Source organism: Halobellus sp. GM3 (genome assembly GCF_052545375.1).
Genome location: NZ_JBQWLT010000005.1, coordinates 271766 through 295291 on the forward strand (window position 1 = coordinate 271766; position 23526 = coordinate 295291).

The 23526-nt window shown below is 66.1% G+C and carries 20 protein-coding genes and 1 rRNA gene; 10 read left to right on the forward strand and 11 right to left on the reverse strand.

Going from position 1 to position 23526, the window contains the following annotated elements:
* Nucleotides 1–185: 185 nt before the first annotated feature.
* Nucleotides 186–1208 carry an ABC transporter substrate-binding protein gene (locus ACT3HL_RS10340; RefSeq protein WP_445086749.1) on the reverse strand — a complete coding sequence of 341 codons (1023 nt, stop codon included), beginning with the start codon at nucleotides 1206–1208 and terminating at the stop codon, nucleotides 186–188.
* Nucleotides 1209–1445: 237 nt separating this feature from the next.
* Between ACT3HL_RS10340 and ACT3HL_RS10345 the strand changes: the two genes are divergently transcribed.
* Genes ACT3HL_RS10345 through ACT3HL_RS10355 form a run of 3 tightly spaced genes read left to right on the forward strand, consistent with a single transcriptional unit; the run spans nucleotide 1446 to nucleotide 3819 of the window.
* On the forward strand, nucleotides 1446–2231 hold the full coding sequence (locus tag ACT3HL_RS10345; RefSeq protein ID WP_445086750.1) for an ATP-binding cassette domain-containing protein: 786 nt from the start codon (nucleotides 1446–1448) through the stop codon (nucleotides 2229–2231).
* A 2-nt stretch (nucleotides 2232–2233) separates the two neighbouring features.
* On the forward strand, nucleotides 2234–3037 hold the full coding sequence (locus tag ACT3HL_RS10350) for an ABC transporter permease subunit (protein WP_445086751.1): 804 nt from the start codon (nucleotides 2234–2236) through the stop codon (nucleotides 3035–3037).
* Nucleotides 3028–3819: an ABC transporter permease subunit gene (locus ACT3HL_RS10355; protein ID WP_445086752.1), complete on the forward strand. Its 792-nt coding sequence runs from the start codon at nucleotides 3028–3030 to the stop codon at nucleotides 3817–3819. Before ACT3HL_RS10350 ends, ACT3HL_RS10355 begins: the two co-directional genes overlap by 10 nt.
* 27 nt (nucleotides 3820–3846) lie before the next feature.
* On the opposite strand, the gene ACT3HL_RS10360 is transcribed toward ACT3HL_RS10355, so the two are convergent.
* A complete protein-coding gene (locus tag ACT3HL_RS10360; RefSeq protein ID WP_445086753.1) occupies nucleotides 3847–4212 on the reverse strand; it encodes a VOC family protein in 366 nt (121 codons plus the stop codon).
* Between the two features lie 252 nt (nucleotides 4213–4464).
* Between ACT3HL_RS10360 and ACT3HL_RS10365 the strand changes: the two genes are divergently transcribed.
* Nucleotides 4465–6333, forward strand: a complete 1869-nt coding sequence (locus ACT3HL_RS10365; RefSeq protein ID WP_445086754.1) for an aldehyde ferredoxin oxidoreductase C-terminal domain-containing protein — start codon at nucleotides 4465–4467, stop codon at nucleotides 6331–6333.
* A gap of 82 nt (nucleotides 6334–6415) precedes the next feature.
* Nucleotides 6416–7615, forward strand: a complete 1200-nt coding sequence (locus ACT3HL_RS10370; RefSeq protein ID WP_445086755.1) for an MFS transporter — start codon at nucleotides 6416–6418, stop codon at nucleotides 7613–7615.
* 62 nt (nucleotides 7616–7677) lie between these two features.
* On the opposite strand, the gene ACT3HL_RS10375 is transcribed toward ACT3HL_RS10370, so the two are convergent.
* From ACT3HL_RS10375 to ACT3HL_RS10385, 3 genes are all read right to left on the reverse strand, one after another.
* Nucleotides 7678–8670 (reverse strand): aminopeptidase, encoded by a 993-nt coding sequence (locus ACT3HL_RS10375; RefSeq protein ID WP_445086756.1) that lies wholly within the window; start codon nucleotides 8668–8670, stop codon nucleotides 7678–7680.
* A gap of 71 nt (nucleotides 8671–8741) precedes the next feature.
* Nucleotides 8742–10943, reverse strand: a complete 2202-nt coding sequence (locus tag ACT3HL_RS10380; RefSeq protein ID WP_445086757.1) for an LUD domain-containing protein — start codon at nucleotides 10941–10943, stop codon at nucleotides 8742–8744.
* On the reverse strand, nucleotides 10940–11449 hold the full coding sequence (locus tag ACT3HL_RS10385) for an LUD domain-containing protein (RefSeq protein WP_445086758.1): 510 nt from the start codon (nucleotides 11447–11449) through the stop codon (nucleotides 10940–10942). Before ACT3HL_RS10385 ends, ACT3HL_RS10380 begins: the two co-directional genes overlap by 4 nt.
* A 379-nt stretch (nucleotides 11450–11828) precedes the next feature.
* Between ACT3HL_RS10385 and ACT3HL_RS10390 the strand changes: the two genes are divergently transcribed.
* Together ACT3HL_RS10390 and ACT3HL_RS10395 are read left to right on the forward strand one after the other, a co-directional pair.
* A complete protein-coding gene (locus ACT3HL_RS10390; RefSeq protein ID WP_445086759.1) occupies nucleotides 11829–12821 on the forward strand; it encodes an SUMF1/EgtB/PvdO family nonheme iron enzyme in 993 nt (330 codons plus the stop codon).
* 47 nt (nucleotides 12822–12868) lie between these two features.
* Nucleotides 12869–14413 (forward strand): sulfatase-like hydrolase/transferase, encoded by a 1545-nt coding sequence (locus ACT3HL_RS10395; RefSeq protein ID WP_445086760.1) that lies wholly within the window; start codon nucleotides 12869–12871, stop codon nucleotides 14411–14413.
* A 122-nt stretch (nucleotides 14414–14535) separates the two neighbouring features.
* On the opposite strand, the gene ACT3HL_RS10400 is transcribed toward ACT3HL_RS10395, so the two are convergent.
* Nucleotides 14536–15174, reverse strand: coding sequence for an NAD(P)H-binding protein (locus tag ACT3HL_RS10400; protein WP_445086761.1), 639 nt, complete (start codon nucleotides 15172–15174; stop codon nucleotides 14536–14538).
* Nucleotides 15175–15487: 313 nt separating this feature from the next.
* Between ACT3HL_RS10400 and ACT3HL_RS10405 the strand changes: the two genes are divergently transcribed.
* Entirely contained in the window at nucleotides 15488–15937 is a 450-nt protein-coding gene (locus tag ACT3HL_RS10405; protein ID WP_445086762.1) for a universal stress protein, read from the forward strand.
* A gap of 30 nt (nucleotides 15938–15967) precedes the next feature.
* On the opposite strand, the gene ACT3HL_RS10410 is transcribed toward ACT3HL_RS10405, so the two are convergent.
* The 3 genes from ACT3HL_RS10410 to ACT3HL_RS10420 all read right to left on the reverse strand — a co-directional run bounded on the left by ACT3HL_RS10410 (nucleotide 15968) and on the right by ACT3HL_RS10420 (nucleotide 19809).
* On the reverse strand, nucleotides 15968–17821 hold the full coding sequence (locus ACT3HL_RS10410; RefSeq protein WP_445086763.1) for a PAS domain S-box protein: 1854 nt from the start codon (nucleotides 17819–17821) through the stop codon (nucleotides 15968–15970).
* Between the two features lie 12 nt (nucleotides 17822–17833).
* Nucleotides 17834–18478 carry a cyclodeaminase/cyclohydrolase family protein gene (locus ACT3HL_RS10415; protein ID WP_445086764.1) on the reverse strand — a complete coding sequence of 215 codons (645 nt, stop codon included), beginning with the start codon at nucleotides 18476–18478 and terminating at the stop codon, nucleotides 17834–17836.
* Between the two features lie 140 nt (nucleotides 18479–18618).
* On the reverse strand, nucleotides 18619–19809 hold the full coding sequence (locus ACT3HL_RS10420) for a YchF-related putative GTPase (protein ID WP_445086765.1): 1191 nt from the start codon (nucleotides 19807–19809) through the stop codon (nucleotides 18619–18621).
* A 426-nt stretch (nucleotides 19810–20235) separates the two neighbouring features.
* Here ACT3HL_RS10420 and ACT3HL_RS10425 point away from each other — a divergent pair, with 426 nt between their 5' ends.
* Together ACT3HL_RS10425 and ACT3HL_RS10430 are read left to right on the forward strand one after the other, a co-directional pair.
* On the forward strand, nucleotides 20236–20490 hold the full coding sequence (locus ACT3HL_RS10425; RefSeq protein ID WP_445086776.1) for a hypothetical protein: 255 nt from the start codon (nucleotides 20236–20238) through the stop codon (nucleotides 20488–20490).
* Between the two features lie 75 nt (nucleotides 20491–20565).
* Entirely contained in the window at nucleotides 20566–21048 is a 483-nt protein-coding gene (locus tag ACT3HL_RS10430) for a hypothetical protein (protein WP_445086766.1), read from the forward strand.
* 94 nt (nucleotides 21049–21142) lie between these two features.
* On the opposite strand, the gene ACT3HL_RS10435 is transcribed toward ACT3HL_RS10430, so the two are convergent.
* Complete coding sequence (locus ACT3HL_RS10435) at nucleotides 21143–22831, reverse strand: hypothetical protein (protein WP_445086767.1); 1689 nt, start codon at nucleotides 22829–22831, stop codon at nucleotides 21143–21145.
* A gap of 256 nt (nucleotides 22832–23087) precedes the next feature.
* A 5S ribosomal RNA gene (gene rrf, locus ACT3HL_RS10440) occupies nucleotides 23088–23209 on the reverse strand.
* Nucleotides 23210–23526 lie beyond the last annotated feature (317 nt).

Genomic DNA, 23526 nt, shown 5'->3' on the forward strand with positions numbered 1-23526 from the left:
GGTGATCGCCACCCCCGTTAGCGGCGATCACCGGTAAGAGACGAGAATAATCAGTATGAGACGGATCATCGCGCGTCCGAAGCGGTTCTCGCCGGACGATACCGCGGGACACTCTGGCAGTTGCTAAACTCCGTGTATGAGCGCAGCGCTGCCGGCGATTTGGCCGAAAAAGTCGCAGTCGGTCGTTACTGCTGGACGTACTGGTTGTCGATGTAGTCGCCCGCGGTGAACGTGTCGATGAAGCCGAGGTCTGCGAGGTCCTCGACGACCTCCTGCATCCGGTCGATGTCCGTGACCGGGTCCTCGCGGAAGTAGTCGTACTCCGTCAGGAAGAAGCCGTCGACGATCTCGATCGGGAGCTCGAAGTGCTCGGCGGCCAGTTCGACGACCGTCGACCGGTTGTCGTACATATAGTCGAGGAGGTTGATGTAGTCCTCGCCCCACGCGGTGATGGCGTCGCCCTTGTCGTCGATCGAACTGTTCGCGGCCGTGATGTACGCGAACGGATACGGCTCCCAGACGTCGTGACTGGAGAACACGAGGTTGAAGTCGTTCGCCCGACCCTGGCCCGCGAAGAGCGCGGGGTACATCCCCGCGTCGATCCGGCCCTCCTGCAGGGCCGAGGTCATGTTCGGGAACCCGAGTTCGACCAGTTCGACGTTTTCGCCGGGCGTGAGCCCGATCTCATTGAACATCTTGCGGTAGATCGCGTGGGTCCCCGTCCCGGTCGCGTTCGTCGCGACTGTGTGGCCCTCCATATCCTCCGGGTCGACGACCTCCGAGTCCGGGAGCGAAAACACGTTGAACCCGTAGTGGTCCGGGTGGGCGTCCCAGAAGTCGGTCGCCACCAGCGTGATGTTGCCGGGGACCGCCTCCTGTGTGACCGCGTTCGCGAAGCTGACCGACGAGAGCAATCCGAGGTCGACCTCGCCGGAGGCCATCTGGTTCAGCGTGTCCGGCGTCGACGAGTTACGACTGACGCTCAGTTCGTACACGTCGCCGAGGTTGCCCATCTCGTCTTGGATCTCAGGGATCGCCATCAGCGAGGAGATGTTCTCGATCGGGACGGTGAACGCGAGCGAAAGCGGGGTCGGTCCCCCGCCGCCGCCGAGTCCACCGATGCACCCCGAGAGCGCACTCATCCCGAGGCCGGCCGCGACACCTGTCTTGAGAAATCGCCGTCTGCTACTGCCAGTATACTCCGACATACAGTTGCGAAACAATCCAGAGGTCTAAAAGTTTATCCCTATTTTTGGTTGGAAATCCGTCGCTGACGGCCGGTCGACACGGGAAGAACGCTGTGGGTACACGCCGAGCGCGCGCCGGCGCTCGCTGGAGCGCCGACCGCGACGCGCTGAGGACGGACAGCGGTGACAATCGCGACGAAAGCGGTCGCTTCGGACGTAGACCAAAGATTATTATACTCTATTCTGCAACTGGGGCGTATGCCAGACGGTCACGTTACTGTTTCAAATCTCGTGAAGACGTACGGGTCGGGGAGTGAACGCACGAAAGCCATCGACGACGTCTCGTTCGAGGTCGACGGTGGCGAATTCCTGAGCGTCGTGGGGCCGAGCGGGTGCGGGAAGAGCACGCTTTTGTATCTGATCGCGGGGTTCTTGGAGCCGACGTCGGGCAAGATCGCCGTCGACGGAACGCCGGTCGACGGCCCCGGAACCGACCGCGGCGTCGTCTTCCAAGACTACGCGCTGTTTCCCTGGCGGACCGTGATGCAGAACGTGACTTACGGGCTCGAAGAGCAGGACATGCCCGACGAAGAGCAGCAGGCGACCGCCCAACGGTTCATCGACATGATGGGCCTCGACGGGTTCGAGGACAAGTACCCGAAGGAGCTCTCAGGCGGGATGAAACAGCGGGTCGCGCTCGCTCGAACGCTCGCGTACGACCCGCAGATCCTCCTGATGGACGAACCGTTCGGCGCGCTCGACCAGCCGCTTCGGGAGGCGCTGCAGGACAACCTACTCGACATCTGGCGCGATATCGGTAAAACAATCATTTTCATTACGCACGACGTCGAAGAGTCGGTATACCTCTCCGAGAAGGTGATGATCATGACCCAACACCCCGGCAAAAAGAAGGCGGTGCTCGACATCGACATCGACCGGACGCGCGATCGCGAGGCGATAATCACCTCCGATGAGTACGTCGAGCGGCGAAACGAGGTGTGGCGGTTGCTTCACGAGGAAACAGAGCAGAGCCAGCACCTCTAACAATGGCCCACAGTGACACAACGGTGGTCGATTCGACGCTGGAGGGACTCCCGAACGGCGTCCGCCGCGGGGTTCAGTTCGTGATCCACTGGCTGCCCATCCTGATCGTCGCCGCCGGCTGGGAGTACGTCAGCGGCGCGGTCGTCCCCGTCGGGATTCTGCCCCCGATAACGGGGATCGTCGGCATCGTCGCGGAGATGTTGATCACGGGATCGATCTACGCCGATCTGGCGATCTCGCTGCTCCGAATCGCTATCGGCCTGTCTCTGAGTATCGTAGTCGGCGTCCTCCTCGGAATCGGGATGGCGCGGTCGGACGCCGTCGAGGACTTCTTCGACATCTTCCTCACGCTCCTGTACCCGATTCCGAAAACCGCGCTGGTGCCGCTGGCGATCCTGTGGCTCGGAATCGGCACCAAGACGGCGATCCTGATCGTCTTTCTGGCCTGTCTGCTCCCCATCGTACTGAACAGCTACAACGCGGCCCAAAACGTCGATCAGAACCTCATCCGCTCGGCGCGGATGATGGGGACGACCGAGTGGAAGATCCTCTGGAAGGTGGTTGTCCCCGACACGATTCCGGAGATTCTGACCGGGATCCGTCAGGCGATTCCCTTCGCGTTCATCGCGCTCGTCAGCGCCGAGTTCATCGCGTCGAACGAGGGCGTCGGATCGGAGATTCTGGAGTCGGGACAGATCGGTAACTACCCGACGATGTTCGCGGTCATCATCATCATCTCGGCCACCGCGTACCTGGCGGTTCGCGGCTTCGAGATCGCAAAAGAGAGGTCGGTACAATGGACGTAATCGAAAACACGCGCTTCGCCGGACAAAGCGTCTCGGACGTCGCCGTCTCGATCGGGAAATCAGTGTACTCGCTCGTACTCCTGATGGTGCTCTGGGAGCTCGTCGGGCAGTTCGAGCTGATCCATTACTACTTCCTGCCGCCGCTTTCTGACGTACTCGGGCTGTTCTACGAACTGACGGTCTCGGGCGATATGATCCATCACACGTACCTGACGCTGCGGCGGGCGCTGGCCGGCCTCCTCATCGCGATCGTGCTCGGTGTCCCGATCGGCGTGCTGAGCGCCCGCTCCCGCCTCGTCGGATGGTTCTTCAATCCGATCATCGCCGTGGGGTACCCCGTCCCGATCATCGCGCTCATCCCGGTGTTCATCCTCTGGTTCGGCATCGGCGACGTCTCGAAGATACTGCTCGTCGCCGTGGGCTCGTTCTGGCCCATCGCGGTCAACGCGCGAAACAGCACGCAAAACGTCAGCGAGAACCTGATGTGGTCCGCGCGGATGATGGGGACCTCAGAGCGGAGCCTCCTGTGGAAAGTCGTCGTGCCGATTTCCGCACCGGGGATCATCACCGGGATTCAGATCGCCCTGCCGATCTCGCTCATCATCACGTTCATCTTCGAGATGGTCGCGGGCGGCGGCGGACTCGGCGCCCTCGAAATCCGGGGTGTCAGGGAGTTCAATTCACCGCAGGTGTACGCCGCGATCTTCGCGATCATGATCATCGGCCTCGTCCTCGATCGCGTCCTTCGCGTCCTCCGAGCGCGGGTGCTCGATTGGACGTGAGCCGCGGCCGTTGACGGGGCGGGCGGTTCAGTTTTCGACGGCTTCCATCAGTTCGAGCGTGTATCCCTCGGGGTCGGTGACGAACGCGATCCGGAGCCCGTCCTCGACGAGCGTCGGTTCCATCTCGATCGTGCTTTCCCACTCGTCGACGGCCGCGGCGACGACGGCGTCAAGGTCGTCCACGCCGATCGCGATGTGGTTTATCCCGGAGGGGTCGACCGCCGAATCGACCTCACAGAACTGGATCTCCGCGGGGCCCTCGCCGCCGACGACGTAGTTGAACTGCCCGTCGACCTCGAACTCGCGGGCCTTCTCGAGTCCGAGCAGCCCCTCGTAGAAGGCGCTCGTGGTTTCGATATCGGACACGTCGATCGCCGTATGGAGTACGTCCATACGCTACGTCCTGAACCGATCTATAAGAGTATTGCCACCGGAGCGGTCGGAAGCGAGTACCGGACGTCGTCGGGGGCGCTGACCGAGAGGGCGATCAGGAGAAAAGTTTTTGCGACTACCTCGATAGCGTTGTGGTATGAGCCCCAACCGCACGGAAAGCGGGTGCTATCTCCGGCGTCGACGCGTCGGCCCGCTGGTCGACGCGCCGCTGAACCGACAGCGACGACCGGCGACCACGGCCGAGGTGGAGTGATGGCGGACGAACTCCCGTCGGTGTACGGCGGCGAGATCCTCCACGTCTACCTCTCGACCGGACGAACCGAGGTCGAGCGGATCCGCCCCGAGGACGCGCGCCGGTTCCTCGGCGGCAACGGATTCGTCGCGAAGCAGGTGTACGAGCACGTCCCCGCCGACGCGGACCCGCTCTCCGCGGAGAACGTGCTGGCGCTCGGCGTCGGACCGATGAACATGACCGCGTTCCAGAGCACCAGCCGCGGCGTGCTCGGGTTCGTGAGTCCGCTCACCGACGGCTTTTTCGACAGCACGTTCGGCGGGACCTTCCCCCGAGCGCAGAAATCGACCGGCTTCGAGGCGATCGTGCTCCACGGTGCGGCCCCGGAGCTCTCCTACGTGACGATCGATCAGGACGGCGCGGAAGTGCACGGCGCCGAGGACCTAGCGGGGATGGAGACGTACGAGGCCTGCCGTTCGGTGCGCGAACGCGAGGACGGTGAGGCGGACGGCGACACGCACGTGCTCGCGGCCGGTCCCGCCGGCGAGAACTTGGTTCGATACGCCTGCCTCCTCCACGAGTCGGAGATTCGCGAGGGCGTCGCCGGACGGGGCGGGTCGGGCGCGGTCCTCGGGTCGAAGAACCTGAAGGCGATCGCGGTCCGCGAGGGGGACTTCGAGCCGGCTGTCGCAGACGACGACGCGTTCCGGGAGGTCGTCTTCGACCGGACGAAACCCATCATGGAGGGGACGGAAGCGCTCCAGCAGTACGGGACCGCCGGCGCGGTGAACCCCGTGAACGAGATGGGGAAACTGGGGCGGCGGAACAACGCGTTCGAACAGCTGAGCGACGCCGACGCCGATCGCATCAGCGGCCCGACGCTGAAAGCCGACTACGTCACCGAGGACACGACGTGTGCGAACTGTACGGTCAGCTGCGGCAAGCACGTCACGGTGCAGTCGGAGGGGATCACGGAGGCGAAGATCCCGGAGTTCGAGACGATCTACGCCGTGGCGACGATGCAGGAGGCGTACGACCCCGAGCGGATGATCCAGGCGAACGACGCCTGCGACCGGCTGGGGCTGGACACGATCAGTTTCGGGGTCACGGTCGCGTTCGCTCGCGAGTGTCACGAGCGCGGGCTGCTGGCGGAAGACGAGTTCGACGCGCTGGAGTTCGGCGACGCCGAGGGCGTGGTGACGCTGGCGGAGCGGATCGCACACCGGGACGGAATCGGTGACCGCCTCGCGGAGGGATCGTTCCGGTTCGCCGAGACGCTCGATCCCGAGGCAGCGTCGTATCTCCACGGCGTCAAGGGGCTCGAGTTCGCCGCGCACTCGCCGCGGGCGCTCAAGGGGATGAGCATCGGCTACGCGACGGCGACGCGCGGCGGATCGCACCACGACACGCGCCCGACGCGACAGTACGGTGGCGAGTTCGTCGAGGAGACCGACGGCGCACCCGAGTTCGCGGCGCGTTCGCAGCATTACACCGCCCTGGGCGACTCGCTCACGCAGTGTCGGTTCGTGAGCGAGGGCGGGTGGGGCGAGCGGATCGAAGCGCGGTACCGCGACGCGATCAACCTGGCGACGGGGTGGGACCTCTCGATCGAGGACGTCGCGGAGATCGGCGAGCGGATCTACAACCTCGAGCGGCTCATCAACGTCGAGCGGGGGATCGCGAGTCGGGAGACGGACACGCTGTCGCACCGCGTGATGAACGAGCCGATCCCCGAGGGGCCCTCGGCCGGAATGTACTGTCCGCCCGAGGAGCTCTCGGCGATGCTGGACGAGTACTACGCGTTCCGCGGCTGGGACGACGACGGCGTCCCCCGCGAGGAGACGATCGAGCGACTCGGGCTGACGACGCTCTCGTCGGCGTCCGAGTGACCACGATGGAACGGGCCCTCCGAAGGCAGTCGACCCCCGCGGCGCGGCTGATCGGCCCCGCCGCCCGCGACGGGGCCGACACATGAGGTGGCAGTACCGACACACCGTTCTCACGCTCTGTGTCCTCGCGTTCTTCGTGACGATGGCGGCGCGGCTGGCGATCAGTCCGATCGCCACGCTCGTGATCGCGGAGTTCGCCATATCGAAGTCGCTCATCGGGCTGGCGCTCTCGGGGATGTGGCTCGCGTACGCCCTCGCGCAGTTCCCGAGCGGCGTTCTCGGCTCGAAGTACGGCGAGCGGTCGATCATCCTCGTCGCTGTGGGCGGGATGTCGATACTGGGTGTCTCGCTGGCGGTCGCACCGATATTCCCCGTGTTCGTCGTGAGTTGCTTCCTGATCGGCGGGTTCGCCGGACTGCACTACCCCGCGGCGACGACGCTTCTCACTCGCTCGTTCGACGACCCCGGGACCGTCATCGGAATCCACGGCTTCGGCGCCCCAGTGGCGGGGCTTCTCACGCCGGTCGCGGTCTCGTGGCTCGGCATCACCTACGGCTGGCGGGTGGCGCTGCTGTCGGTCGCCGTCGTCGGGGGCCCGATCTTCGCGCTCGTTTACCTCCGCGTTCGACCGGTGTCCCCGACGACTCCCGACACGTCGCTCCGCTCGCAGCTGCAGGTCGGCGCGCTGTGGTCGCTGCTCGCCCGCCCCGCGATCGCCTTCACCGTCTGGATCGGCGTGATGGCCGAGTTCGTCACACAGGGGTTGCTGTCGTTTCTCCCCACCTTCTTCGCCGAGTTCTACGGCTATTCGACGACCCGGTCGGGTCTGCTGTTCTCTGCGTTCTTTCTGGTCCTCGGGGCCGGGGGCATCGCGATGGGGTCGCTATCGGACCGCTACGGCACGGACAGCACGCTCGTGGTCTGTCTGCTGTCGCTCGCGTCCGGTGTCCTCGTGCTCCTCTCGAAGCCCTCGGAGCTCGCAGTGCTCGCCGGGGTATCGCTTGTCGGGCTGGGCGCCTGCGCGGCGATCGTCGTCCAGCCGCGAATCATCCAGTCGCTCGAGGAGGCCGAGAAAGGGACGGGGTTCGGCCTCGTCCGGTCGGTATACATGATCCTCGGGGCCGCGGGCCCGGTGTCGATGGGCTTTCTCGCCGACGCGTTCGGGTGGATCGTCTCCCTCGGATCGCTCGTCGTGGTCAGCCTCGCCGTCGTTGTCAGCTTCGCGGCGAACTGGTGGCTCGGTTTCGACGCAGGTGGCGGTCACCGCGGATCGAGCCCGTGAGGCGTCCGTTCGCGGGACTGTGAGGCGTATCGTTCCTAGGGCTGTGAGGCGTGTCCGCCGCCTCAACCGTTCAAGAACGCCGGGAGCGTGAACTCGCGGTCTTCGAGGACCGTCTCGCCGTCGAGTTCCAGCGTGGCCGACTGGAGTGTGATATCGAAGTGCAGCGGGGTCCGGGTCTCGCCGCCGAGGTTACTGCTCGTGCCGAACCCGACGTGGACGGAGCCGTAGACGCCGTGATCGTTGATGAATCCGCCGTTGAGTTCCGTGCAGTTCGGGTTCAAGCCGACCGCGAGTTCGGCCGCTTCGCGGACCGCGGGCGTGTCGTACTCCGACCAGATCTGTCTGACTTTTCGGGCCTCCTGTCCGCCCTCGATCGACGTCACGCTCCCGTTCTCGATTTCGACCACGATGTCGTCCTGCAGGAGGCCGACCCCGAGGTTCGGAATCGAGCCGTCGAAGACGATGCGCCCGTTCGTGCCCTCGGGAACCGGCGTGACGTTCGCCTCCGCGCAGTAGGCGACGGTGAAGTCGCCGGGCTCGCTGACGGTGCAGTCCAGGCCGTTGCCCTCGCGCCCCTCGAGCGAGAACGTCATATCGGTGCCGTTCTCCGCGGTGAGCCGCGCCGTCGTCGCCTCGGTGAACCGGTCTGCGACCGCCTTCACCTTCGGCGACAGGGCCTCGAAGTCGACGCGGAGCCCGTCCGCCCGCAGCGTCTCCAACGAGAGCTTGCCGATCGCGACGATCCTGGCGCCCGACTCCAACGCGCGGTTCGCGGCCGCCGAGTGCGCGATCGCCCGCGACGGAACGAGGATGATCGCGTCGGCCTCCTGCATCGACGCCGCGACGGTCGCCGGCGGTTCGTTCCCGTCGTACTTCCGCGGGGCCATGAGCGACACCGACGCCTCGGCGCCGAGGGTGTCGATCGCCGCCGCGAGTCGTTCGGGCACCTCACCGGATCGCCAGTCGCCGACGATCAGCACGTGTTCGCCGGGGCGAACGTTCACACAGCGGTCAGCGAGTAGCCTAGCGCCTTCGATTTCCTCTACGAGGCTCATACCCGACTAATAGATGATTACGTATTAAAAATGCCGTCATCCGGGAGGGAACTGCCGCTCGGCCGGCGGTTCTAGCTTCTCGGTGCGATCAGTTCGATCGGGTGCGTCGTCGAGGTGGGGAACAGCGATTCGAGCTGTTCGGTGCAGGACGCGCCGCTGGCGACCACCCGTCTGTCGGCCTCGACGGCGCCCGAGAACTGCTCTTGGAGCGTCTCCCCGACGTCGACGCTGAGTTCGTAGTACTCCGATTTGTACCCGAACGAGCCCGCCATCCCGCAGCACTCCACGTCGGAGGTCACGACGTCGTAGTCCAGTCGTTCGAGGACCGCCTCGGTGTGTCCCTCGAGGCCGAGCGTCCGCTGCTGGCAGTGGCTGTGGTACGCGACGGAGCCGCCGGCGGTCAGCGCGTCGGCGTCGGCGCCGTGTTCGAGGAGGCCGTAGACGTACTCCATGATCTCGTAACTGCGCTCTGCGAGCCGCTCGGCGCGGTCGGCCGGGAGCAGGCGCTCGTACTCGTTTCGGAACGCCGCGACGTCGGAGGGTTCGATCACGACGACGTCGGCGCCGTCGTCGAGGTACGGATCGAGGCTGTCTGCGACGTCGCGAGCGTTCGCGCGGGCGGTCTCGATCATCCCCTGTGAGAGCGGCGCCCGCCCGCTCTCGTGACACGGCGCCACCTCCACGTCGACGCCGAGCGCCTCCAGCGTCCGCACCGCGGCTTTCCCCCGGTCGACGAGGACGTAGTTCGTATACGCGTCGGGGTAGAGGACGACCGACCGATCGGCCTCTGACGCGCCGCCGCGCTCGTCTCGGCTCTCGAACCAGTCGACGAGCGTCTCTCGCTCGAACGACGGGAGCTCCCGCCGGCGGTCGATGCCGACGGCGCGGTCCAGCACCGCGCGGGCGACCCCGGTGTCGGCGATCCAGTTCGAGACCGGCGCGGTGGCGCTACCGAGCCGTGCGAGGGTCCCGAAGTTCCCGAACAGCCGTTTCTGGATGTCGACGCCGCCGGGGTCCGCGTCGGGAGTGAGTCCCTCCACGAGCGAATCGAACGTCCCCGGATCGGCCCCGCGGTTGATTCGGTCGCGGACGACGGTGTTGATCCACGGGATGTCGATCTTCACCGGACAGGCGTCGACGCAGCGCGAGCAGCCGGTACAGAGGTCGTTGAACTCGGCCGCGGAGTCCAGCCCGTGGACGCCGGCCTCCCAGCCGGTCGCGATCCCGCCGGTGTAGGTCTCGCCGCCGAAGGCGTGCCCGCCGACGTGCTGGAAGTTCGCACACGAGTTGGCGCACGCCCCACAGCGGATGCAGTAGAGCGTCTCTCTGAGGTCGTCGTCCTCGCGCATCTCCGTTCGGCCGTTGTCCAAGAGCACGAGGTGGAACTCCCGCTCGGACTCCGAGAGCGGCTCGTCCGGCCTGTCGAAGTCGACGACTGGCGAGTCGACCGGCGGCGACAGGAGCGAGAGGTACGTCGCGAAGTCCTGCCCGCCGGCCGCCCGCGCGATGAGTTCGGCGAACGCCGGCAGGTCCTCGACGGTCGGGATGAGCTTTTCGACGCCCGCGACCGCGATGTGGGTGTCCGGGGTGACAGCGCACTTCCGGGCGTTTCCCTCGTTCGTCACCAGCGCGATCGTCCCCGATTCCGCGCAGACGAAGTTCGCTCCGGTCATCCCGACGTCGGCCTCGCGGATCCGCTCGCCGACGTGATCCCGGGCGAACTGCGTGAGGTCCTCGGCTGTCTCGAGGGGCTCGTCGACGTCGAAGTGGCCGTTAAACAGCGCCGCGATCTCCTCGGTGGACTTGTGAAACGCCGGCCCCACGAGATGCGACGGCGCCTCGTCGGCGATCTGGACCACGAACTCGCCGAGGTCGGTCTCACAGACGTCGACCCCGGCGGCTTCGAGCGCGTCGTTGACCTCGATCTCCTCGGTCGTCATCGACTTCGACTTCGCGAGGACCTCGGCGTCGCCCGCGACCTCGGTGATGTACCGGTTCGCGTCCGCCGCGTCGCTCGCGACGTACACCGTTCCGCCGTTCGCCTCGACGCTCTCTCGGACGGTCTCGATGAGTTCGGGGAGGCGCTCGATCGCGTCCTCCTTGATCGCTCGCGCCGCCGCGCGCAACTCCTCGATGTCTGTCCGGTTGGCGTTCGACTCGTACCGGCCCTTATTGACGTGCGTCGTGTTCTCGAAGACCGTCTGGCCCTCGGCGTCGATCACCTGTCTGATGTGTCGGGCCTTCGCCTGTCGGCGTGCACTGCTCCTCGTCATTGGTCGGTGAGGACGAGGGCGTGGACCGCCTGCGGTCCGTGGACGCCGTCGACGATCTTTCCCATATCGGCGGTCGCGCTCGGCCCCGTCGCCACGATGGCCGAGTCCCGGCCCGCGCGGAACTCCTCGCCAAGCCACGACGCGGCCGACGCGAAGTCCTCGTGGAGGTCGCTGGCGCGGACGACGCCGACGTGCTTTCGCGGGTAGAGGCTCACCGGTTCGGTCCCAGCCGAGTCAGACTGTATCAGGAAGCTCCCGTACCGAATCACGCCACCGTGAACGCGCGTGACTCCGGTCTCCGCCTCCAGCAGGAGACGCGGCGTCGCCGGCATCTGTACCTCGGTGTCCGCCAGCGAGACGGATTCGAGATCGAGCGGTGCTCCAACGGCCGGGAAATCGACGGCTTCCGACAGCGCCGCCTCGAACTCCTCGGTGGTCGTCAGCGTGTACTCCACGTCGGCGTCCGAGAGCGAAGACGCGAAGCTATCTATGCTGGCTGTTCGCATTGGCCGTATATCGTGAGAGCGCCCGTTTATTTGTACCGGTCAGCGCGGTCAGCGTCGCGCGAGCGGAGACAGAACAGAGAGGTATTGTCTCAGTCATATAATAGACGTTATATTATGACTGGAAATAGATAAGTGATCGAGATTGGCACTGCGATCGACTGACACCGCGCACTGGAGGGAATAAGTACGGCCGGGTTGATCGGCATCGCCGGCTCTGCGCGGGGCTGTCGATCTTCCGGTCGACCGCTGAGCGACCCTCGCTGAGTAGATAGCGCGAGTCCGACGTCGTTTCTTCGAGCGTTCACAACGGGGAAAAGGCCGACAACGTTTCACGACCGGTCGGCGCAAAATATTTTGCCGTTCCACGGTCAGTCCAGATATGACTGCTGGATCGCCGAACTGCTGTGGCGGCTCCCGGAAATCGGTCGACGAGCGGTCACGCGGCCGGGAGTCGGTCCCTGACGACCCCCGTAGCACGTCCGCCGGGACGACCGAGGAGAAGCGGACAGACAGAATGGTCCGATTGGGGGGCGAGTCCTTCGTCATGGGTACCGACGACGACGTCGGATTCGCGGAGGACGGGGAGGGACCGGCTCGAACGGTGTCCGTCGATCCGTTTTTCATCGACAGATACGCGGTCACGAACGCCGAGTTCCTCCAGTTCGTGAAAGACACGGGGTATTCGACCGATGCCGAACGGTTCGGCTGGTCGTTCGTGTTCGAGGACTTCGTCGCCGAGGAGGACAGCGACGCGATACTCCAGAACGTCGCGGCCGCGCCGTGGTGGGTCGCGGTCCGGGGGGCGAACTGGCTGCGGCCGGAAGGACCCGGTTCGAGCGTTCTCGAATCCCGGTTGACCCACCCGGTCACGCACGTCTCGTGGCGGGACGCGGCCGCGTACGCCGACTGGGCGGGAAAGCGGTTACCGACCGAGGCGGAGTGGGAGTACGCCGCCCGCGGCGGACTCACGCAGAAGCGGTTCCCGTGGGGCGACGACCTCCGGCCGAACGGCGAGCACCGCTGTAACATCTGGCAGGGCGACTTTCCGGACACGAACACGGGCGCGGACGGGTACGTCCGGACAGCGCCGGTAAACGCGTTCGAGCCCAACGACTACGGCGTGTACAATATGGCGGGGAACGTCTGGGAGTGGTGTCTGGACTGGTTCAGCGCTGACTATCACACGACCGAGGGCTATCGCGCGGAGAACCCGCGGGGACCGCCGAACGGCAGCGAGCGCGTGATGCGCGGTGGCTCGTATCTCTGTCACCGGTCGTGGTGCAACCGATACCGGGTCGCGGCGCGATCAAAGAACACGCCGGACAGCTCGACCGGGAATCTCGGGTTCCGGTGCGTCGTGGACGCCGCGTGACGCGGGCGGAAATAATATTTAATACGGTATACTGACACCTCCAAACGATGAGCGATTCAACACGGAATATTCTCTTCATCATCAGCGACCAACACAGCTTTCGGTACCTCGGGAACCGCCCGGAACAGCGCGGCGGTGAGGACGTCGACACGCCGACGCTCGACGCGCTCGAGGACCGTTCCGCCGCTTTCGACAACACGTACTGCGCGTCGCCGCTCTGTACGCCCTCCCGGTTGTCTCTACTCACCGGAACGGAGGCACCCGACGCCGATGCGTGGGGTAACTCCAGCGTACTCCGCCCCGACCTCGAGACGTTCCCTGAAACGCTGTCGGAGGCGGGGTATGAGACGTGCCTCGTCGGGAAGATGCACTTGGGTGGAAACCGCCAGTTCGCGGGGTTCGACCACCGGCCGTACGGCGATCTGACGGGTGCCACCGGTCACCAGATGGAGCCGCCGACGAGGCCGTTGGGCGAGCAGGACTTGGACTGGGAGGCGCTCGTAACGGACGTCGGGACCACGACGCTCCCCGAGAGCCTGCTGCAGGAGCGGAACGTCATCGCCGAATCGGTGTCGTTCCTCCGCGAACAGCGGTACGCCGATCCCGATCAGCCGTGGGCCCTCTGTGCCTCGTTCAGTCGCCCGCACTGGCCTCGAACGGCGCCGGAACGCTTCTTCGACAAGTACTGGCCGGACAACGTCGCCGAGCCGCCGATCGCGAGGGACGCGGACACGGACGATCATCCGCTCATCGAAGCCCAGCAGGAGCTGACAGGGGGTGAAACGCACGAAGAAACGATGCGGGCCCGGGCGGCGTATCTCGCCTGCGTCGAATACCTGGACGAACTCCTCGGGGACTTCATCGCCGCGCTCGAACGGGACGGGTTCTTATCCGACACGATCGTCGTCTACACGAGCGATCACGGCGAGTTGGCCGGGGAACACGGTCTGTGGGACAAATACACCTACCACGAGGCGTCCACCAGAGTACCGCTGTTCATCCAGACGCCGGCGCACCGAAACGGAGATCTCGAACCGACGACCGTCGAGACGCCGGTCAGCCTCCTCGATCTGTACCCGACGCTTTGCGGCCTCGTCGACGTCGAACCTCCCACAGACCTCGACGGAGTGGATCTCTCAGCGAGCGTCGAAACGGGGGAGCCTCCCGAGCGCGGACCCGTCGTGACCGACTGTTTCGACACCCACGGCGCTCCCGAAACGGACTACCGGATGGTCCGCGACAGCGAGTACAAGTACGTGCAGTTCAGAGACGCGCCCGAGTTGCTGTTTAACGTCGAGGCGGACCCGTTGGAGACGGAGAACCTGGCAGAAGACGCGCGGGGACGGGACGCGGAAGCGCTCGAATCGCTTCGGGAGCGGGTCGAAGACTCCATCGACTTCGAGTGGACTCTCGAACGGCAGGAGGAGGCCGACCAGTTGAAACAGGAGTACCGGCTGGGTGCGTACAGAGGCGGCCCGAACCAGTATCGGTTCCCCGACGGGCGCGTCGTGGACGCGGACACGCCCATCTATCACCCCCACGTCGTCGCCGAGGACGCCGACGTGATATTCGACGACTACGACAGCGAGTAATCGACGAGGGCGCTCGTCACGGGGACGAGGGCCCCTCTCATATTTCTCGTTCTCACGCGTTATACCGGTGAACGACGACCCCGTTGGCGGCGCTCACCGGGACGAGACGAGAACGATCAGTCTCAGTGCCCCACGCCCAACTGCGTCCGAACCGCGTCGCCGCGCTCCAGTTCGTCGACGAACGCGACGGCGAAGTCCTCCATCGAAATGTAACTGTCGCCGTCGTCGTCCGTGACGAGTTCGCCCGCGGCCGACCGATACGTACCGGTCCGCTCTCCGGGTTCGATGACCGCCGCCGGGGCGACGTACGACCACTCGACGGCCTCCGCCCCGCGAATGATCTCGAGCGCGTCGATGTGCGCCCGCGCGATGGGGACGACCTCCTCTGGGAACGCGTCGGTTTCGATCAGCCGGGTCTCCGCGCCGACCCGCAGTCCGCCCGCGCCGCCCGTCCAGACCAGTCGGTCCGCGTCGGTGCGCTTCATTCCCTCGAGCACCGCCTCGGCCATCGTCGAGAGGACTGACGGGTCGGCACCGTCGGGCGGCCCGAGCGCCGACGCCACCGCGTCGTGGCCTTCGACGAGGGCCGCGACCCGGTCCGCGTCCGTCGCGTCGCCGGCGACGACCTCGAAATCGGGGTCCGAACTCCCCTCGATGTCGCCGCTTCGGGAGACGCCCGTCACCTCGTGGCCCCGAGCGAGCAGTTCGTCTGTGATGCGCTGTCCGACCCGTCCGCTTGCGCCGAATAGAAGTACCTTCATTGTGTCTGTGGTTCCCGCTGGTCCGCCGCCGGAGGCGGGGCCATCGAACCGACTCGACGGAACTGTCGAAACGGAACCATTTATAGATTGCTGCGGCTACCGGGCGCGCACGGATCATAAACAGATATATAGTTCACTGATATATTATTGTTGTAAGAAATATACGCGCGTTATTGCGAGGCTTAGTCTATTATATTCCCGCACATCCTATTGATAAATTAATATCGGTTTATTTGTGCGTTCGAGAGACACGATTCTCACTCGCCGCCGTCGACCACCGTACTTTTTCTAGGTACGTGGGGTACTGTCAGATATGTACCGTGAAATACTTCTCGCGACCGGGGGCGAAGTCGCCTCCGATCGCGCGGTCGAGCACGCGATCGAACTGGCGGCACAGCACGACGCGACGCTGCACGTGCTGTTCGTCGTCGACAGCGACGTGTACGACGCCTACAGCGGCGACGAGTACGTCGACGAGAGCGAGGGGCCGGAGCACGGACTCGAAGAGATGGGGGAGGAGGCCGTCTCCGAGGTGGCCGAGCGAGCCCGAGACCGCGGCGTCGACGCCGAAACGCACGTCCGACACGGGCAGCCGCCGGAGACGATCGTCGAGTTCGCTCGTGAGTCCGGCGTCGACGTCGTGGTGATGGGAACGCGGCGTCGCACCGACGAGTACCGGAGCCTCCTCGGGAGCGTCACCGACCGCGTCCTCCGCCTCGCGGAGATGCCGGTGACGGTCGTCAAAACGCCGGTCGAACCGTAGCCGAACGCCCCGCGATTCTCCGCGTTATCCTCACTCGGTTCGGATCTCGAATCGAGCACCGTCGAGCGTCTCGCCGTCCTCGATTCGGATCTCCCAACCGTGCGCGTGGACGATCTGCCGAACGCTCGCCAGCCCCATTCCGGTGCCGTCGTCGTTGCCCTTCGTCGAGAACCCCGGCGTGAACGCCCGGTCTCTGTGTTCGGGGGCGATACCGGGGCCGTCGTCCTCGTAGTAAAAGCCGTCGTCGAGGCCGCCGATCCGGACCGCGACGCCGTCGCCGCCGTGCTCGATGGAGTTCCGGACGAGGTTCTCGAGGAGGCGCCGGAGCGCGTCGGGGTCGGCCTCGATCGCCGCCGGTTCGACGACCGAGGCCGACATCGCTTCCGGGGGATCGATCGCCGTCCAGACGGCGTCGAACGCGTCCTCGAGATCGATCGGCGTCGTCGTCGCGACGATCTCCCCGCTTCGGAGCGTGTCGGCGAGATCGGTCCGGAGTTCGTCGACGCGCTCGACCGCATCGACGGCCGTCTCCACGTGCGAGAGGTCGCCGGTTTCGAGCGCCAGCTCCAGCCGACCACGCGCCACCGAGATGGGGCCCTGGAGGTCGTGGGAGATGAAGCTCGCGAACTCGTCCAGTCGGTCCCGCTGCCGCTTCAGTTCGCGTTCGTGCTCCCGCCGCGCGGTGACGTTCCGCGCGGAAGCGACGATCGAGGTCACGGCCCCGTCACCGTCGATGACCGGGCGGAAGAACCCCTCGACGGTGATCGTCTCCCCCCCAGCGACGGGATGCGTCGCCTCGAACTCGACGTAGTCGCCCGAGGCGGCCCGCTCGATCCACCGTTCGACGTCGTCGTGCTGGTCGTCGGTCCACCACGGAGTCCGTGTGAACGCCTCGCCGACCACGTCGTCTCGGTCCGCCTCGACGTATTCGAGCGCCGTTCGGTTGATTTCACGTACCGTCCCGTCCAGATCGAGGAGCGCGACCAAGAGGTTGGGGTCCTCAAAGATCGCGTCGAACCGCCGCTGGCTCCGGCGCAGGTCGCGTTCGCGCTCTTTCGAGTCGGTGATGTCGGTGATGAACCCCTCGAGCGCGTCGGGGGCGCCGGTGTGTCCGTCTTCGGCCCGGTCTGCGGGCCGCTCGTCGACGAGTCGGCCGCGCTCCCACATCCACCTGATCTCGCCCTCGGCGGTCACCACGCGGTACGTACACTCGAAATGCTCGCCCCGCTCGATCGCCTCCTGGACCACGTTCCAGGTGCGCTCGCGGTCCTCGGGGTGGATCACCTCCTCGCCCCACCGCACTCCCTCGGACCCCACTAGCTCCGCACAGTCGTACCCGACCAGTCGCTCGCACTCCCCGCCGACGTGCTCCATCGGCCAGCCGGGCGCGTTCCGGCAGCGGTACACGATCCCCGGGAGGTTGCTGACGAGCGTCTCGAGTCGGCGTTCGCGACGGGCCGCGGCCCGCTGTGCGCGGAACTGTTCGACGACGTTCTCGATCCGGTTCGCGAGGACGGCGTACTGTTCGATACCGTCGCCCTTCTGCAGGTAGTCTGTGACGCCCGCGGAGACGGCCTCGCTCGCGACTGCCTCCGAGCCGGTCCCGGTGAAGAGGATGAACGGGAGGTCGGGATACTCCTCGCGGACCGCTTCGAGGAAGTCGACGCCGCTCATCGCCGCGAGGTCGTGATCGGAGACGATGCAGTCGATCGATTCGTTCCGGAGCCGGCGGAGTCCATCGCTCGCCGAGGGCTCGGTGACGATGTCGAGACGGGTGTTCTCACGGCTCAGAGATTCTGACGCGAGGTCGCTGACCCCGCGTTCGTCCTCCACGTAGAGAACACGGATCGAGTCGTCCAAGCGGCTGTCATCGTTCGAAAACATACTCGGAGTCGATCAGGGGTTCACGTCGCGCTCGGTCAGTAGGGCATCTCGAAGCGTCGCTGCGGACCGTTCGAGCGATTCGACGCGCTCGCGGAAGCTCGCGTTCAGTGACGCGTCCGAGATCGTTTCGAGGTTCGTTTTCACCGTCGCGATCGACGCCTGAACCGCCGCGTCGGCGAGGTACGCCCCCGTTTTGGCGTCGGCCGTGACGCCGCGCCGACCGCGCTCGATCGCGATCCCGGCGGCCTCTAACACCGCCAGCGACGTCTCGGCGATGGCGAGCGGGATGCCGGCCGCCCGCTTCCAGAGACGCTCTGAGGGCGCCGCGTCCCGACCGAACAGCTCGTCGACCAAGTCGGCGTCCCGCCGGGCGAGCGCGAGGAGCGCGTCGCGCTGGCGTCCGAGGTCCGCCCGGAGCTCACGGAGCCGAGTCGCGTCAGTGGGGTCGAGACCGACATCGGTATCGCGACCGTTCGACCCGTCCTCGGGACCCCCCGCTCGCGCGTCGTCTGCGGTGAGGGTATGGATGCAGACCATCTCACAGAGCGCAGCACCCATCGCCCCCGCGATCGCGACCGCGGTCCCCCCGGCCGGCGTGACCCGCTCGGAGGCGATTTCGTCGAGAAGGACACCGATCGATTCGTCGTCGTAGGTCACACCCCCCGTTCGTCCGCTCGGTGTAAGAAGATAGGGGGTCACTATCGGAGCGGTCACAAGGCGTTACCGACTCGATCGCCCGACCGCGTGCGATCGGACGAGTGAACAGTTGCAAACGCTACGAGGGCCCTCCGCGTCGATCAGTTCGTCGTGACGATCTCGACGACATCGCGGTGGGCGAGCTCGTGATCCGCCCCGACCTGTCGGCTCGAACGACAGTCGATCCCGTGTAAGAGCCCGTCGCCGATATCCGAGTGGAGGTGGTACGCGAAGTCCTCGGTGGTCGATCCCTCCGGGAGGACGAAGCAGTCGCGGAAGACGCCCTGTGAGTCCGCCCGGCCGTTCGCGCTCCCCGGAAAGACGGCGATCGCGCCCATCACGTCGAACAGCGCCGATTCGAGGACGTCTTGGACGCCGGTCCCGCCGAACGCCGCGACGTACTCGCGGATCTGCTCGAGGCCGGCGGCCTGCTCAGCCGACGGGTCGCCGACGATCTCGAAGGAGTCGGCGCCGGGACGGTAGTCGACGACGTCCGCCTCGTCGGCCTGCTTGAGCGCCTTCTCCGCGTGCGCGCTCGTGGGAACGAACGCGAGGTGGTCGTAGTCGGGGTCCGACGTCACCGCCTCGAAGTGCGACTGCGCTTCGGGCTTGTCCATCTTGTTCGCCGCGATCACGATGGGCTTCGTCCGCTTTCTGATCTCGCGGGCGACACGCGCTTTCGTCTCGTCGTCCCACTCCTCCGGGTTGAGACCGGCGTCCGTCGCGAGCAGGATCTGTTTGATCTCGTCTTTGTTGGTTTTGAACGCCGACATCTGCTCTGCGAGGTCCTCTTCGATCTGCTTCTCCTCGCCGTGGTAGCCAGAGCGGTAGCGTTCGAGACCCTTCTCCAAGATGTCGAGATACCACATATCGAGTTCGTTCTCGAGGAAGTCGATGTCCGCTCTGGGGTCGTGGCCCTCCGTCGGCTCGCCCTCGATGTCGGTCTCGCCCGAGAAGTCGACGACGTGGACCAACACGTCCGCCTCGTTGAGGTCGGTGAGGAACTGATTGCCGAGCCCCTTCCCCTCGTGTGCGCCGGGGATGAGCCCCGCAACGTCGACGAGTTTGACCGGTACGAACCGGGTGCCGGCGTCACAGTAGCCGACCGACGGGGTGCAGGTCTCGTCGAACTCCGGGGCGGCGCACTCGACGCGGACGTACGCCTCGCCGACCGAGGGATCGATCGTCGTGAAGGGATACGCCCCCTCGGGGACGTCGTTCATCGTCGCCGCGTTGAAAAACGAGGACTTGCCGACGGACGGCTTGCCGACGAGTCCGATCTTGTAGCTCATTGACTTCGCGGAGTGGTTCGGCGGGCAAAAACCGTCCTATCCGGACGGGCATCGTGGCGTGATGACACGCGACGAGCGCGCGGCGGCGCGCTCGTCCGACCTCGGAGCGCCGCTCCGAGCGGCCGGAGTTTCCCCGACGACTTGGGCACCTTCGACGACCGCCGGGGTTTTGTCGGGGCGGTCCGTCGTTGAGATATGACTCAGCGCGAGGACGAGCGGGGGGACGCAAACGGCGCGTCCGAGAGCGGTACGGGCGGTAACGCTGCCGGCGACAGCGACGGTGGACCCGGAGCCGATGACGGGAGAACCGGAACTGATGACGGGAGAACCGAAGCCAACGCCCCGACAACGGACGCTGACAACGTCGCGGCCGGAGTCGACGACCCGACGACCGAAGCCGACGACGGCGACACGTTCGGCGTCGGGATCCACGTCACGGAGGCCGAATTCCAGTTCGTCGTCCACGTTCCGTCGGACATCGACCCGGGCTGGACGGACCCCGAGGCGTTCCAGCGATCCGTCGAGGCGGCTGTCTGGGACCGCCTCGACCGAGCGGCGACGCTCCAGCACATCGATCGGAACGCGTCGCTCGGTGAAACGGTGACGCTCGGTCGTATCACCCTCCGACCGGACGGAACCGTCGTCGGCGCCGTCTTCAGCGAGGAGTTCGCAGAGGCGTGACTGACTCCCGTACCGGTGTATCGGTGCTCCCCACGCCCGGTGGCGGTGAGCACCGGTGAGAAACTCACGGTCAGTATGAATCGACACCCGCGAGACGCGCTCGAGGAAGTCGTAGACGCCGCGCTCGAACGCGCACTGCTCGAAGAGAGCGACGCCCGGCGGCATTTCGCGCTCGCCGGGGCGCTCGTCCGCGTCCGGAGCGAGGCGACCGCGACCGCTGCAATCGGAGCCGAGGACCCTCCCGGGAGCAGCCCGCTCGCAGCGGTGCTCGTGAGCACGGCCGCGGTCAGTGCGCTCGATACCGCGCTCGGGGACGAGACCGGCGACCGAGGGATCGACGCCTCCGTGTGGATTCCGGACGGAACACAGCCCGACAGCGCGCTCGTCGAGTCGGGTGCGCGCGCCGCCTCTCGCCGGTTCGACGTCGACCGCGACCGAATCGCGGCGCTCGCGGACGTCTCTCGGGAGATCCTCGCGGTCGACGGGGACGAGCGGCGGACTCCTTCGGGGACACCTCAGAGCGGGCGTCGCGACACCAGCGATGGAGGACCGAAGTAAGAGGGCGGAGATAGGAGGACCGAAGTGGGAGGACCGCCTGCGGGCCGGTGTCTGCCCGGTTCGACGGGCGCCGAAAAGAGGACGGACCGATCAGTCAGTTCCGACCCGGGGCGTCGCCGGAGTTACCCGGAGCGTCGCCCCCGTTGCCCGACCCGCCGTCGGATCCCCGGTCTGCCGATCGCGCGTTCCCGGAGTCGTCCGACTGCGTCGACCCGTCAGCGTCGTCGTCAGACGCCGATGCCTCGTCGTCTCCGTTCCGTGATTCGCCGTCATCGGCCGCCGATTCGGAGTCGCCGCCGGATCGACCCGGCGCGTCACCGGACCGACCGGGCGCGTCGTCCGATCCCCGAGCGGTGTCGTTCGAGCGGTCGGAGGCCCCGCCGGAGCGACCCGGTGCGCCGTCGGATCGCCCGGGCGCGTCATCGCTGTCGGCCGCGCTCGCGCCCTGGCCGCGCGCATCGTCCGAACGCCCCGGCGCGTCGTCGCTCTCGTTCTCGGCGGTCGCGTTCGCCGTCTCGTTGCCGTCGTCCCCGCCGCGGTCGGCGGCGCCGTTGCCGTTAGCGTTCCCGGGGTTGTTCCCCGTCACGAAGTCGGAGATGACCTGTCCCGGCGGCCCGTCGAATCCGGCCGTCCGGAGCGCGTCGACGAACTGTGAGACCGCGAGGCCGAAGGGGCCCCGCTCCTCGACGAACGCGACTGTCAGATCGGTCGTCGTCGTGGCGGTCTCGTTCTCCGCGGCGGCGGTCACGGTTATCGTGACGTTCTCCTGCGGGAGCGGGAGGGCGACCTCTCCGTCGCCGTCGGTCGCGTAGGTGCCCACGCCCGAGTAGTCGCCGTCGGCCTCGACCTCGACGCTCGCGTTCTCGACCGCATCGGAGCCGTGCGTGACTGTCACGAAGACCCCGTCGTCACGCTGTTCGGCCGTGACTTCCAACTGTGCGTAGCCGACGAGATCGACCGTGGTCTCCGCGCTACCGGTGTCGAGCGTGGCCGTCACGGTCACGGTCTGATCTACTTCCGGTTGATCGAGCGTCACCGTACCCGCCCCGTCCGTCGTGTAGTTCCCCGCGAGGTCGCTCTCGGCCTCGATCTGGACGCTCGCGTTCTCGACCGGGTCGCCGTACTGCGTCACGGTCACGGTCGTCGTCCCGTCGTCCGCCTGCGTCGCGTCGACGTCGAGTGCGTCCTCGGGGGCGAGGAGTTCGATCGACGCGCTCGCGTCCGCCCCGTTCGCGGCCGCGCTCAGGTCAATGGACACCGTCTCGTTGGGAACGGGCAGCGTGAGCTCTCCGTCCACGTCGGTCTCGTACGTGCCGTTCCCCGCGTACGCCGACGCCGAGGAGACGTTCACCGTCGCGTTCTCGACCGGATCGTCGTACTGCGTGACCCTTACCGTCGCGGTCCCGTCTGAGGTCTGGTCAGCTGAGACGTCAAGAGAGTCGGCGTGGGGAACGAGTTCGACCCGCTGACTCGCGGTCGTCTCGTTCGCCGTTGCGTTCACCTGTACCGAAACTGCCTCGGTCGGATTCGGCAGGACGACCGTCCCGTTCGCGTCGGTCTCGTACGTTCCGTTCCCCGCGTACGGCGAGTCGGACGTCACGTCAACGGTCGCGTTCTCGAGTGCGCTGTCGTTGGCTGTCACCGTTACAACCGCCTCACCCGTTTCGGAGCGCTGGTCGACGTCGACCGCGAGGTCCGTCTCGGCACTCGCGGCCATCGGGACGGCTGCCATCCCGATGAGCGTCACCACGACTGCGATCGTGAGCAATCTACTGGCGTTCATCACGTCAGCGCCTTGCGACCCCACCCCCATAAAAAAGGAACTCGCTCAGGCTGTCTTCCGCCCGATTTAGCCCGATTTACGCGGATTATGGCCGAGCAACGCGGCGGTTCAATCGGATTCAACCGCGGCGGCGCGGTCGAGCCGGAGCTGTCGACGGATAGCTGTCGCTCGCGGCGTTCGAAATGAAGAGCGCCCACGGGGGCTGACGGCGTGTGCCGTCTGTCCTCGTGGGCGCTGGGAGGGGTGGGTATGAGTGGCGAGGCGGCGAGTGAGTGTTCCCAGAGGATCGCTCACTCCAGTACTTGCCCACACGCTGACAGGCTTAACTTCCGTGTTCGGGATGGGTACGGGTGTGGCCCTGTCGCTCTGGCCGCCTCAATGCCGACTGATGGACTCGAACCATCCCAGACGCTCGCTCGATCTGAGCCAGCTCTGGTGCCGTTTTGTCGGTGAGTGCTGATGCCATACGCGTGTGTGTGCATATGTGTGCGTTCGGTGCCGTATGTCTGCGTGCAATCCAGATTCCGCCTGAACCCGCCTGCTCGATCGGTCGAGTGTGACGAGTGTGCGTCTGTGTTCCCTTACCGTACAGTTTCTTGCCAACTGTGTCGAATCGTGTTCGCTACAGTGTGACACTGTATTCTCAATGGTATGAGTGTGGCTTTGGACGGTTAGTGCTCGTGGGCTTAACACCT

Excerpts from the sequence above, each read along its gene's own strand:
- ACT3HL_RS10380 (WP_445086757.1), bottom strand. The coding sequence starts at position 10,943 with ATGACGAGGAGCAGTGCACGCCGACAGGCGAAGGCCCGACACATCAGA.
- ACT3HL_RS10385 (WP_445086758.1), bottom strand. The coding sequence starts at position 11,449 with ATGCGAACAGCCAGCATAGATAGCTTCGCGTCTTCGCTCTCGGACGCC.
- ACT3HL_RS10375 (WP_445086756.1), bottom strand. The coding sequence starts at position 8,670 with ATGAGCCTCGTAGAGGAAATCGAAGGCGCTAGGCTACTCGCTGACCGC.
- ACT3HL_RS10360 (WP_445086753.1), bottom strand. The coding sequence starts at position 4,212 with ATGGACGTACTCCATACGGCGATCGACGTGTCCGATATCGAAACCACG.
- ACT3HL_RS10370 (WP_445086755.1), top strand. The coding sequence starts at position 6,416 with ATGAGGTGGCAGTACCGACACACCGTTCTCACGCTCTGTGTCCTCGCG.
- ACT3HL_RS10435 (WP_445086767.1), bottom strand. The coding sequence starts at position 22,831 with ATGAACGCCAGTAGATTGCTCACGATCGCAGTCGTGGTGACGCTCATC.
- ACT3HL_RS10340 (WP_445086749.1), bottom strand. The coding sequence starts at position 1,208 with ATGTCGGAGTATACTGGCAGTAGCAGACGGCGATTTCTCAAGACAGGT.
- ACT3HL_RS10350 (WP_445086751.1), top strand. The coding sequence starts at position 2,234 with ATGGCCCACAGTGACACAACGGTGGTCGATTCGACGCTGGAGGGACTC.
- ACT3HL_RS10355 (WP_445086752.1), top strand. The coding sequence starts at position 3,028 with ATGGACGTAATCGAAAACACGCGCTTCGCCGGACAAAGCGTCTCGGAC.
- ACT3HL_RS10395 (WP_445086760.1), top strand. The coding sequence starts at position 12,869 with ATGAGCGATTCAACACGGAATATTCTCTTCATCATCAGCGACCAACAC.
- ACT3HL_RS10405 (WP_445086762.1), top strand. The coding sequence starts at position 15,488 with ATGTACCGTGAAATACTTCTCGCGACCGGGGGCGAAGTCGCCTCCGAT.
- ACT3HL_RS10390 (WP_445086759.1), top strand. The coding sequence starts at position 11,829 with ATGACTGCTGGATCGCCGAACTGCTGTGGCGGCTCCCGGAAATCGGTC.
- ACT3HL_RS10430 (WP_445086766.1), top strand. The coding sequence starts at position 20,566 with ATGAATCGACACCCGCGAGACGCGCTCGAGGAAGTCGTAGACGCCGCG.
- ACT3HL_RS10345 (WP_445086750.1), top strand. The coding sequence starts at position 1,446 with ATGCCAGACGGTCACGTTACTGTTTCAAATCTCGTGAAGACGTACGGG.
- ACT3HL_RS10365 (WP_445086754.1), top strand. The coding sequence starts at position 4,465 with ATGGCGGACGAACTCCCGTCGGTGTACGGCGGCGAGATCCTCCACGTC.
- ACT3HL_RS10400 (WP_445086761.1), bottom strand. The coding sequence starts at position 15,174 with ATGAAGGTACTTCTATTCGGCGCAAGCGGACGGGTCGGACAGCGCATC.
- ACT3HL_RS10420 (WP_445086765.1), bottom strand. The coding sequence starts at position 19,809 with ATGAGCTACAAGATCGGACTCGTCGGCAAGCCGTCCGTCGGCAAGTCC.
- ACT3HL_RS10410 (WP_445086763.1), bottom strand. The coding sequence starts at position 17,821 with ATGTTTTCGAACGATGACAGCCGCTTGGACGACTCGATCCGTGTTCTC.